The sequence below is a fragment of the Phytohabitans flavus genome, assembly GCF_011764545.1.
Taxonomy (GTDB): Bacteria; Actinomycetota; Actinomycetes; order Mycobacteriales; family Micromonosporaceae; genus Phytohabitans; species Phytohabitans flavus.
In genome coordinates this window covers 8,111,011-8,122,377 of record NZ_AP022870.1, presented here as the reverse complement: position 1 = coordinate 8,122,377, position 11,367 = coordinate 8,111,011, and the positions used below count along the sequence as shown (strand labels likewise).

General features: G+C 65.1%; 8 protein-coding genes and 1 pseudogene. 4 read left to right on the top strand and 5 right to left on the bottom strand.

What is annotated here, in order from left to right; translation table 11 throughout:
* Window positions 1-124 precede the first annotated feature (124 nt).
* A complete protein-coding gene (locus Pflav_RS35930) occupies window positions 125-784 on the top strand; it encodes a hypothetical protein (protein WP_173041130.1) in 660 nt (219 codons plus the stop codon).
* Window positions 785-986: 202 nt separating this feature from the next.
* Here the strand turns inward: Pflav_RS35930 and Pflav_RS35925 are convergent, their stop codons facing one another.
* Both Pflav_RS35925 and Pflav_RS35920 read right to left on the bottom strand, forming a co-directional pair.
* Entirely contained in the window at window positions 987-2,315 is a 1,329-nt protein-coding gene (locus Pflav_RS35925) for a restriction endonuclease (protein ID WP_232072298.1), read from the bottom strand.
* A gap of 276 nt (window positions 2,316-2,591) precedes the next feature.
* Window positions 2,592-4,175: an NF041680 family putative transposase gene (locus tag Pflav_RS35920; RefSeq protein ID WP_232072296.1), complete on the bottom strand. Its 1,584-nt coding sequence runs from the start codon at window positions 4,173-4,175 to the stop codon at window positions 2,592-2,594.
* 139 nt (window positions 4,176-4,314) lie between these two features.
* Here Pflav_RS35920 and Pflav_RS35915 point away from each other — a divergent pair.
* Window positions 4,315-5,562 (top strand): annotated as a pseudogene (locus Pflav_RS35915) (IS4 family transposase); the annotation flags it as partial.
* Between the two features lie 237 nt (window positions 5,563-5,799).
* On the opposite strand, the gene Pflav_RS35910 reads toward Pflav_RS35915, so the two are convergent.
* Together Pflav_RS35910 and Pflav_RS35905 are read right to left on the bottom strand one after the other, a co-directional pair.
* Complete coding sequence (locus tag Pflav_RS35910) at window positions 5,800-6,918, bottom strand: DNA cytosine methyltransferase (protein WP_173041129.1); 1,119 nt, start codon at window positions 6,916-6,918, stop codon at window positions 5,800-5,802.
* 57 nt (window positions 6,919-6,975) lie between these two features.
* Window positions 6,976-7,440: a very short patch repair endonuclease gene (locus Pflav_RS35905; RefSeq protein WP_173042829.1), complete on the bottom strand. Its 465-nt coding sequence runs from the start codon at window positions 7,438-7,440 to the stop codon at window positions 6,976-6,978.
* Between the two features lie 128 nt (window positions 7,441-7,568).
* On the opposite strand from Pflav_RS35905, the gene Pflav_RS35900 reads away from it, so the two are divergent.
* Both Pflav_RS35900 and Pflav_RS35895 read left to right on the top strand, forming a co-directional pair.
* On the top strand, window positions 7,569-10,127 hold the full coding sequence (locus Pflav_RS35900; protein ID WP_173041128.1) for a Z1 domain-containing protein: 2,559 nt from the start codon (window positions 7,569-7,571) through the stop codon (window positions 10,125-10,127).
* A complete protein-coding gene (locus tag Pflav_RS35895) occupies window positions 10,124-11,107 on the top strand; it encodes a PD-(D/E)XK motif protein (RefSeq protein WP_173041127.1) in 984 nt (327 codons plus the stop codon). Before Pflav_RS35900 ends, Pflav_RS35895 begins: the two co-directional genes overlap by 4 nt.
* A 20-nt stretch (window positions 11,108-11,127) precedes the next feature.
* On the opposite strand, the gene Pflav_RS35890 is transcribed toward Pflav_RS35895, so the two are convergent.
* On the bottom strand, window positions 11,128-11,319 hold the full coding sequence (locus Pflav_RS35890; RefSeq protein WP_173041126.1) for a hypothetical protein: 192 nt from the start codon (window positions 11,317-11,319) through the stop codon (window positions 11,128-11,130).
* Window positions 11,320-11,367: the final 48 nt, after the last annotated feature.

The following is an 11,367-nucleotide window of genomic DNA, read 5'->3' as shown; positions in this document are numbered from 1 at the left end:
GAGGCTGGGGACGCCTACTACACGAGCGGGGGCCAGATCCGCTTCCTCGCCCGCGTGCCCGGCGGCTTCGCATGGCCGAGTCAGCCCTGATTCCTTGTCCGAACCAGAACTGAGGGTGGCAATAGTGGTGTCACACCAGCGGCAGGCATACCCCTGGATTGAGCCGAGCTCCACGAAGACCGACGCCAAGTACCGGGTGACCGCCGACGGGCAGATCCGACTCGTCTACGTCGTCGACAGACGGGAACGGGCACTGCTGACGACGGATCAGCATCCGCGACTCGTCAAGCTGGTCGCCCAAGCCAAGAGCGAGCGTAGTGAGCCGCCCTCCGGCGTCTTCTACATCAACGAGTGGCGACATGTACTTGTCAAGGCGGGAGGTGGGACCTGGTACGCGGGCCGCTACGACCCGTTCCTGGAGTTCGATCTCGACGGGACGAGGATTTCCCCCATCGCGTCCGGTCATCTTTCACCGGGCGACCGTTGGACCGGCCCTCGCGTCGGCGTCAAGTACACGTTGAATGCCACCGGCGACGATGTTTACTGCCGCCGACAGATCCGTCCCGGGCGAGTGCGCGACGAGTACCTGTCCGACTATCTGGCGTCCGCCAGCGAGGTCGTGCGTGGGTGGTCCAGGTACAAGAGGGCAGGAGGCAGCATCTACATCAACGAGGCTCGCGAGCTCTTCGCGCCGGTCGGCACGGACGTCGTCAGCTACACCTATCTTGGGCGCGTCCCGATCGACAGCTGGTTCCCACGGCCGGACGTCGGCGACGAGTACTGAGCCCGACATCTTAGCGCCTGCCTGGTGTGTCGAGTCGACCAGTGCGGTGATCCGTACCGTGGGCCGGTCGCCTGGCATTTCGTGTCGGCGGGCTGGAACCCTGTCGTGACGGCGAACGGCTGCGGCACGCGCCCCTGATCAGTATGGACGGATACCGAACGGCGTGGCACAGCCTCTGGTTCGCCATGTGCACCGCTGCGGGCTATCCGAGCAGAATCTCGTTGGGTCGTCGGTACGTGATAGCAATGTCGTAGTCCGCCGTGACCGATGTGAGGAGCGCGTCGAGGTCACCGTTGTGGTCCGCAGCCGCCATCCGTAGTACTTGTTCAGCGAGCGTCTTCCCGTCGACCAGAACGAGAGGGTACTGGTCGTCGATCACTTCGATCTGTGCCTGCTTCGTGAAAACCCCGGTCGTGACGAACACACCGATCCACCCGCGTCGTAGGCGTGCGACGACCCGCGCGACCTGGTCAGGACTGATTGATGAGGTAGGGGTTATGCACTTCGCTTGCCCGAGGACGACGAGAGGCGTGTTGTTCGCAGGTGTGCCGACGTCGAGCCGCCCCACGAAGTCCACGCCGCCGTCACCGCCAGGCCGGGTGAGCCATCCGTCGTGGTAGCGGGCGCCGGATCCACTAAGGATCTGGGCACTGACCCGAGCCGCGAGCATTTCGAAGGCGTGCTTGCGTCCATCGAAGTAGGTGTAGAGGCGCTGCAAGAGTTCTGCCTCGGTGGAACCGGGAGTTGGAAGCTGGTCCTCCGCCGGTCGGACACGGGATGACACGACACGCCGTCGCACGCGAGGGATCGCGGCTTTGCCGTCTCTGATCCAGCGCCGCCACGATGCGGGCGCGTGCCGAGCGGCCCGCTCCGCGTCGAGTTCTGGATTACGTCGGTCGTCGATCCAGCGCATGTCGAGAGCGTCACCTGTGTCGACAAGGTCTATGACTGCCAGGTCCAGTACGAGGTTGGGGAAGCTGCGCCCTGACTCCGGGTCACGTTGCACGACGTGTTCGAGCCTTTCGATGATCGCGGCACCACAGAACTCAATATGGCCCTTGACAAGACTGCGACCGTCCCGGTTGACCGTGATGGACCGATAGATCAGCAGCGGTGGTGCTTGGAGACGCCCACGCGGGTCGGTAGCGGCGTGCAGCGTCCATGCGTCAAGCAGAGCCCGGTTGCCCGCTGTCGCGCCAGGAAGTCCCATGGTGGACGGTTTATGGTCGCCGTAGTAGCGAACGTGACCGTGGTCGAGGTCGAACTCGTCATGCCAGGGATTGGTGGCATGGCCCGCTTTCCATGGACTTGACCGCAGGCTGATCACAGGTCGACGAGGCCCGTCAGCAGTTTCGACTATGGCCGCCGCATTGATACCAGCCTCAAGCATCAGCTTCCGACCGTGCGCGGCGGCGGGTGAGGTGGTGACGAAGTGATAGTTGAGATGGCCGTCCAGCTCGACATCGACCCTGCTCGCGCCTTGGGCGTAGCGCATGGTCTTGAGCATCGGAACGAGGCGCGCGTGATTCACCGGCACATGGTGTTCGGTCGCATCGGTTGGCGGTACCACCCTTCGACCGAGATCTTCTCCCCTGTTGAGCGATGAGCGTGGTCGACAGGCCGCCGCTGAAGCAACGGCGAACGCTTCTACGAGTGGTGCCTGAGCATGCCGGTGAGACCCTCGCGTCGAGCCAGGAGTTCGGGCTGGCCGACCCGGGTCGGCCAGCGCTGCCAGACCCACGAACCGCTCAAGCGTTGTGCGTATCGGACTGTCCACGCCTCGATGCCTGCGATCTCAGCTTGTTCTTTAACCTGTGCGCTGCTTGTGGGCGGTGATGGTCAGGTCGCGTTTGACCGTTTTCCCGACGTCGTGGCGGGGTGCGGGTCGTCGGTTTCGTGAGCCGGACGGGCGGCCCGGGCCGGGGCGGGTGGGTTTCGGTGCGCTGGCTGGTAGGGCTGTGTTCGGGCGGATGTTCCGAAACCCGCGGCGGACGCGGGCTGGGGTGAGTCGGTCGGGTGCGGCTGGTCGTTCCCAGGGGCGGCGTAGATCTGCGGCTAGTGGTCGGGCCAGGCGTAGTTGGGTGTGTGCGGCGATGATCAGCCAGATCCAGCGGTCTGCCGCTTGTGGGGTGCGTAGTTTCGGGCGGGTCCAGCCGAGGGTTTGTTTGAACAGGCGGAAGGTGTGTTCCAGGTCGAATCTGCGTAGGAACGACTGCCACCAGCGGTCGAGGTCGGCGGCGGTGGCGTTGACGGCGGAGCACCACAACCAGAGTGGTTTGGGGTCGCGGTCGCCGGGCAGATGTTCGACCTGGAGCCGGATGAGGGTGCCCTCGATGACTGGTAAGTCCTGCTCGTGGTCGATCCAGCAGGTGCGGCGGGTCAGGCGTGGGTGTAGCCGGTTCCAGCTGGCCGCTACGGCGGTGCCGTAGCGGGTGGTGGCGGTGGTCGTCTGGTGCTGCGCTGCCGGCCAGGTGTGCGGGGTGTCCAGCCGGAACTCTGGCCCGTGTTTGCGTGGACGACCGACGCTGCCCGGCCGCGAGGGCGGCTTGGGCAGCCGGAGTACCCGGTCGGCGCGGAGCCGGCCGAGCAACTGCACGGGCAGGTCGGCCAGCACGAACGCGAGCCGGGCGGTGTCGTAGCCGGTGTCCGCGACGATCAGAATCTGCGGGTCACCTTGGCGCCAGTGCCCGGCCTCGATGAGCCGGTTTACGACGTCGCGGAGCTGGGCGGCGGTGACCGCGGTGGCGTCGTCGACCGGGCCGAGCCGCTGCGCGTCCAGCACCGCGGTCCACGAGGTGCGGCCGGACTCCAACGCGGCCACGAACGAGTACGGCCAGCCCGGGATCATCTGCGCCTGGCCCTTGGCCCGGCCGTAGACGTGGCAGAACAGCCGGTCCGGCGAGGTGACCGCCTCCGGGCGCAGCCAGTTGCTGACATCGACCGCCAGCACGATCCGGCCGTCGTTGGTGCGTGGCAGCGGCAGCCCGGCCAGCGTTCTACGGAGCCGGGCGATGTCGATGTCACCCCAGTTCAGGCCGTCATACAGAGCGCCGTGACCGCGTCGGTGCTCGGCCGTCAGCGACAGCTCGACCAGACTGGTGACCGGCCCGTCCGCGCACAACACGGCGTCAGTCAGCTCGAACAACGCATCCGTCCGCGCCCTCAGGCACTGGGAGAAACCCCGGCGGAACGCTGCCAGCCGCGCTGCCGGCGCCAACGCTGCCGGCAGCGGCGTTGCGGGCGTGTCGGGTAACACCAGCCCACCGAGGTAGTCCACAATCGTGGCCACGGCCACCATCCGCTCTTTCGTGTCCTGCCAGGGAACCGAAAGATCATCGGACGGTGGCCGTTCCACGTCGAGCACCGACACGCCGAAGTCCACAAAGGACACGATCAACCATCGACGGCGTCGGAGGTTAAAGAACAAGCTCAGAGCCCGGGAATGAGCCATGAGGCAATGCCGTTCAGATAGGGCTTCAGTCGAGGTGAGGGTGCTGAGCTGGGGTCGATTGTGGAGGCCGGTACGGTGGCTGGCCGTGACGTCATCGGTGGGGCAAACGCAGGCGTGGGGTCGGTTGACCGATCATGTCGGACTGGGTGTGGTGTCGGCCCGGTTCAGCCGTGACCTGCTTGAGGAGGTTCTCAATCGCACGTCTCGGCGGGAGCAGCGGTCGCGGCGGCTGCCGGCGCACGTGATGATCCGCTACGTGATCGCGATGGGGTTGTTTTTCGCGGAGTCGTATGACGAGGTGATGCGTCGGCTGGTCGGTAATCTGCGCAAACTCGGTTCCTGGGACGACGGCTGGCAGGTCCCGACGAAGTCGGCGATCACGCAGGCCCGGCAGCGACTCGGGCCAGAGCCGGTGAAAGCGTTGTTCGAGCGGGCCGCGGTGCCGCTGGCCATGGCCGGCACGAAAGGCGCCTGGCTTGGCCGGCGCCGGTTGATGGCGATCGACGCGACCAGCTTCGACGTGGCCGACACCGCGGAGAATGTGGAACGGTTCGGTCGGATGGGGTCCGGGCCGAAAGCGTCGGCGTATCCGAAGCTGCACGTCGCCGCGCTCGCGGAGTGCGGCAGTCACGCCATCGTCGGCGCGGTGTTGGGCGGCTGCCGGACAGGGGAACGCACCCTGGCCGCCGACCTTGCCGCAGCGGTCGGTCCTGGCATGCTGGTCATGGCCGACGCCGGCCTGTACTCCTACGAACTGTTCCAGGCGTTCGCCGCTACTGGTGCCGATCTGGCCTGGCGGATCGGCGCGTCGGTGTCCGTCGGGCACCTGCGCTGGCTGGCCGACGGCTCCTACCAGGCGCTGATCTACGCTCCCGGTCTGAGCGCCGCCCGGCGGGCCCGGCTGGTCGAGCAGGCCAGAGCCGGCCACGATGTTCCCGGCGACCTGGCCCGGCTGGTCCGGGTGGTCGAGTACACCGTCCCGGACCGCAACCCCGACGGCGACCTGATCGTCGTGGTCACCACCATCACCGACCCGCACGAGGTGCCCGCCGTGGAACTGGCCGAGGCGTATCACCAGCGCTGGGAGGAAGAATCCGCGCTGGACGAACTGAAGACCGACCTACGCGGTCGCGGTGAGGTCCTCCGCTCGAAGACCCCGGACCTGGCCGAACAACAAATGTGGGGCCTGCTGCTGGCGCACTACGCCATCCGCGCGCTGCTCCTGGATGCCGCCGACCCCGCCGGCTACGACCCGGACCGGATGTCATTCGTCAAAGGTCTACGCGTTGTGCGCCGCCAGGTCACCGACCAGGCGGCCATCACCCCTGAACACCTTTCCGACGCCCTGACCGACGCGCTCACCGAAATCCGCAGCCAGCCCAACCCGCCCCGCCGCAACCGGACCTGCCCCCGCGTCATCAAACGCGCCCGACACAACTCCTACCGAGTCAAACGTCCCACCGACCGAATCACTCGTCACCCCGGCCCACCGACACCGTTACTGGCCTGCCCAGACGGCCTTATCTGAACGGCATTGCTCCTAGAGGCGGCCTCCTACTTGGCATCAAGCAGACTCATCCAGGGATTCCGAGATGTGATCCGCGAGTGCGCGTGCAAGTTGAACCGGAACTGCGTTACCGATCTGGCAAGCGATCTCGATCTTCGACCCGCACCATACGAAATCGTCGTCAAATCCCTGTAAGCGCGCCGCCTCGTGATGGCTCAACGCACGATTCTCCGTCGGATGCAGATAGCGCCCCTTCTCGGGCTTGAAAAACTCCGTTCGGATCGTCACCGAGGGCCGTTCCCATCGCAGCCTGCCGAAGACGTCGTGTGAACCGCGGGCATGGCCGATCCAGCACGGCGCTTTGAGCCGGTCGGGAAGGTTGAACCGGTTGCCGCCCTCTGGGATGTGTTTCATGCGATCCTGTGAGAGCTTTGTGTAGTTGCGAGCGAAGTCCAGGTCCGTCGCCTTGTAAATCCCGCTCACGCTACGACCGAAGAACGTCTCGGCCGTGCCGGGCAGAGAGGTTTGTTCTGGGTCGACGCTCCCGACGAGGTCGCCGATCGCATGACGAACGGTCTTCCAGTCCTTCTCGGCGACGCGTGGCGATGGGACCTCGATCGGGGCCAGGTCCGTACGGGTGCCGATGACGATTAGACGCCGGCGTAGTTGTGGTGCGCCGAAGTCCGTCGCCTTGACCACGGCACGGTGCAGCACGTAGTTCCGCAGCCGCCCGCGCGATCGGGTCTCCTTGCAAAACGAGTTGAACTGGGCTGACTGCTCGAACTGAGGAACGTTTTCCAGGACGAATGCTTTTGGTTGCACCTGGACGAGCGTGTCGACGTAATGCCGCCAAAGTTCATTACGCGGGTCGTCCATGCGTCGCGATCCCAGGCTGGAGAATCCTTGGCATGGAGGGCCACCGACGACAACATCCGCCGCCGGCAGATCGCCCCGAACCCATTCGGCGATGTCGCCCCAATGTATGTTTTCCTCGCCGAAGTTTGCGGCGTACGTGCACGCGGCTGCGAAGTCGTTCTCGACGGCCGCCACGGATTTGTAGTGGCCAGTCGCGTGGAAACCGGCGGTGAGTCCGCCACAACCTGCGAATAAGTCTATTAGCCGGAGGGCATCAGCTGGAGAGAGGTCGGTGGTCTTGCCGCTGTCCCAGCCGGCCACGTTTCCTCCTGCGAGATCGATCGGTGCCAGGGGGTCTGGTCGCGATCATCGTACGGGTCACGCAAGTGGGCGTTGTTCAGGCGCGCCGCTGCCTTCGGACACACGTTCGGCCGAGGCGGCTACCGATCTCATACGCGCAACGATTCGCTCCACCGCCTCGACTGCACTCTCGTGCTCCCACACCCGTACCACCGTCCAGCCGAGGTCCGCCAGGTGGGCAGCGGTGACCGCGTCACGAGCAGTGTTGGTCGCGAGCTTGCGCGACCACCACTCCGTATTGGAGGCGGGCAGGGTCCTGTGCTGAGGGCACCCATGCCAGAAGCAGCCGTCGATGAAGACGGCGACACGAGCCCGTGTGAACGCGATGTCGATCGTGCGGCGACGCATGTCCGGTATGGGCCACGCGACTCGGTAGCGGAAACCTCTGGCGTGCAGAAGCTTACGAATGGCAAGCTCCGGTCCGGTGTCGCGCCGACGCTGTCGGCTCATCCGGGATGAGACACCGGTCGAACTCGGGACCATGGTCGGGGTCGACACATCCGCCAACCTACCCGGTCGGTCGAGCGGATCGGGTAGAGGATGTGCCCCGAGTGCCTCGGTCACGGCATGTATCTCCGGTAACCTCCCGAGGGAGTGGCGGGAGAGGGCCCATGAGCTTCTATGACGTGTTCGCCGGATGGGCGAAGAAGTACGACCTCGACGCGGCCGTCAAGCGGTTCTCCGAGCAGTTGCCGACGGAGCTCGTCGAGGAATACAGACAGCAGTTCGTGAACGACATGGAAAAGATCACAAACGGCGGCCCGCCCATCATCGCCGCTGGCCGCGATGAATGGTACTCCGGCCCGGGGATCGACGACTGGTACTGGCCAGCGTTGCGCCAGGAGCTGGTACGCGAAGCCCGGATGAGCGATGACGTCGTCCGATCGCTGAACAACGCGTCGAGCATCGTCGTCGCACACACGCCGAGACCCTCGAGGAAGAAATGGTCCTCTCGTGGGCTCGTGGTCGGCTACGTCCAGAGCGGCAAGACGACGAACTTCACCTCCGTCGCCGCGAAGCTCGCCGACGAGGACTACCGTTTGATCATTATCCTGTCCGGGATCCACAACGGCCTGCGCAAGCAGACGCAGATCAGACTGAATCAGCAGCTGAAGAACCTGAACCCGGACCGGTGGTGGGCCCTGACCGACGAGTCAGAGGACTTCAGGATACCTTCGCACGAACCGTCGGCATCGTTGACCTCCGACAAAGCGGTGCTCGCGGTCGTCAAGAAGAACGCGACGGTCCTGACCCGCCTGATCAAATGGTTGGAACGGGACAACGGTCGCCGGGAGCTGCAGAACGCTCGGGTCCTGGTGATCGACGACGAGGCGGACCAGGCATCGGTCGCCACGGGCCGTATCAACCCGCTGATCAACAGACTGCTCCGGTTGATGCCACGATGCACCTACATCGGGTACACAGCTACACCGTTTGCCAACGTGTTCATCGACCCGTCCGACGAACAGGATCTTTATCCGAAGGATTTCATCCTCAACCTGCCGATACCGGACGGATACTTCGGGCCGGAGAAGCTGTTCGGCCGCAACCTGGTCGAGGGAGAGGACCCGGAAACCGCACCGGACGGCTACGACATGATCCGGACGGTCCCCGAGGCGGATCTCTCCCTGTTCAGGCCCGCAGGAAAGGCCGCGGCAGCCGGGTTCGTCCCCACGTTGACGGACGAGCTCGAAGACTCGATCCTCTGGTTCTGGTTAGCCACCGCCGCCCGCCGCGCCCGCGGCGACCTCGGCCACAGCACGATGCTCATCCACACCTCCGTCAAGACCGAGGTGCACGAGGCGTTCAAACCCGTTCTCGACGGACTCCGACGCAGGTCGCTCGACGAGCTCGACGGCGAGGAGCCGGCGTCGAGCAGGTGGGCCGAGTTGTGGGAGCGCGAGTCGGGAGCGGTTCCGTCCGAGGACTGGGGGCGCAAGCAGAACGAATTCCACGAACTTCTTCCCCACCTCAAGGACGTGGTCGAAGGTACGCAGGTCATCCTCGACAACTACAAAAGCACGGACCGGTTGGACTACACCAAGGGAACCGTGACGGCGATCGCAGTCGGCGGGAACACTCTGTCCCGTGGCCTGACCCTCGAAGGACTCATTTCGAGTTTCTTCGTGCGTGGCGCAACGGCATACGACACACTGCTGCAGATGGGGCGGTGGTTCGGCTTCCGGACCGGATTCGAGGATTTGCCCAGGATTTGGACGACACCGTCGCTGGAGTCGGCATTCCGCCATCTCGCCACGGTGGAATACGAGATGCGGGACGACATCGACAGGTACCAGCGCGAAAATTTGACCCCGACCGACATCGCGGTCCGTATCCGAACCCATCCAGTCCTGCGGATTACCGCGAAGATGGGTGCCGCGCAACCTTCGTACATCTCGTTCGCGGGTCGTCGTCTGCAGACGCGGTACTTTTTGGTCGGGAATGCAGACTGGCTGGCCGGGAACCTGCAGGCCGCCGCCAACCTCGTCCAGGACGCACAGCGGAACGGATCCTTCGGACAGGAAGGTGATGTGCGGCTGTTCCGCGACGTGCCGGTCGCGAGCATCCAGTCGTTCTTGTCGCGATACGAGATGCACAAGGACTCGCCGGACCTCGACCGCAAGTTGATGCTGAAGTACATCCAGGAACGGCTGGACAGCGATACGCCGTCACTTCGATACTGGTCGGTGGCCATCGTCGGCGGCGGCGAAGTACCTGTCGATCTCGGAGGTCTCTCTGTCGGGACCGTGATTCGATCCCGACTCGCGCGTGCCGGCATCAACCCTGCGGACATCAAGACCCTCATGAGCCGGCGGGACCGAGGGTTGGACCTACGGCTCGCGCCGGACGAACTAGCCAGCGCGACCGAGGCGACGCTCGTGCGCAAGCGGAACGAGGACAAGGTCCACCGGGACCGGGGTCTTCTCGTGCTGTATCCGATCAACGCCAAGAGCGAGCCGGTCCAGCGCTCCAGGGACGCCAAGCCAGACCCTGCACGCGTTCCGCTCAACGCCGAGGACGTGGTCATCGGCATGGGCATCGTCTTCCCCGGCGCCGCCGAGACCAAGAACCGTGTCCGGGCGACGTACGTGTCCGTCGATCTCACCGACGTCGAACGGACCGACATCGATGACGCGCTGGACAACGACACCGAGCAGGCAGCCGAATGACGGCTGACGAGATGCCGGGCGAGCTTCAGCGCGCTTGGGCGGTCCTGCGTCCGCCCAAGGACTCGGAGCTGGCGTCGTACCCGTTGGAACTCATCCTGCATGGGGCCGACTGCAGGGTCGCGGTGGACACCAACGCCCTGCGCCATCTGCTCGTTCCGGTTCAGGACGAGCAACTGGCCGGCGACACACGGCCCTCGAACCTACGGGCCGCCGTACGTTGGTTGGTGTTCGGGGGACAGAGACACTGCTACATCGACGTCTGGTGCGCCGAACCAGAGCTCAATGCAGAGTTCGACGGCCTGATCGCGGACGTGTTGCAGGAGATCGAGAGATCTGAGCAACCCGGGATCGCTGCGCTCGGGGTGATCGACCGATGGCGACGACTGTTCCGCACACAGTCCCTACGGGGCATGGGTACCGAAGCGCGGCGGGCGCTCTTCGCCGAGCTGACCGTGCTCCGCTCCCTGCTAAAGGTCGACCCTCGGACGGTGGGCACATGGACCGGACCGCTCCGCGCGCCGCACGACTTCGAGGCATTTCGACGTTGTATCGAGGTCAAAGCGGTCGGCAGGGCAAGCGACCACGTCGTCGTGCACGGTATCGAACAAATGGCCCACCATGATGGCCGACCGCTCGATCTCGTCGTCCTTGAGGTCGTGGAGGATCCTGACGGCACCACGCTCACGGAGCTGACACGGCAGGTCCGAGAACTTGCAGCAGATCCTGCCGGTTTCGACGAACTACTCGACACCACCGGCTGGGCGCCGCTCCCCGGACAACCGGATGTCGAGGCGTTGACTGTGACCGAGGCCGTCCGAGTGGCGGTCGACACGTCCTTCCCAAAGCTCGTCCGCGGCTCGCTGGTCCTCGGCTCGCTCCCACAAGGGCTGTCCCACCTGTCCTACCGGATCTCACGAGACCTCGTCCTGGAACACGGCAGGACCGTGTCCATGGAACGGCTGGCAGGCGATGCCGCGTGAGGCCGGAACCTCGATGGTGGTCACAAAAGTTTGCGCCAGAGGGTTCGGCGGCTGCCGAGGGCATCGCCAGGCAGCTGGGTGCACCGACGCTCGACCCGCTGACCGTGCTCGTCCGCGAAGCGGCACAAAACAGCTGGGATGCCCGTAGTCGAGACGACGACGTGCCGCTGCAGTTTCAGGTCAGCATCCGCCGTATCGGTGAGGACCTTCATGCCTGGCGGCGTCTCCTTCTCCCTCCCCGCACCCGAACTCTGCGATCG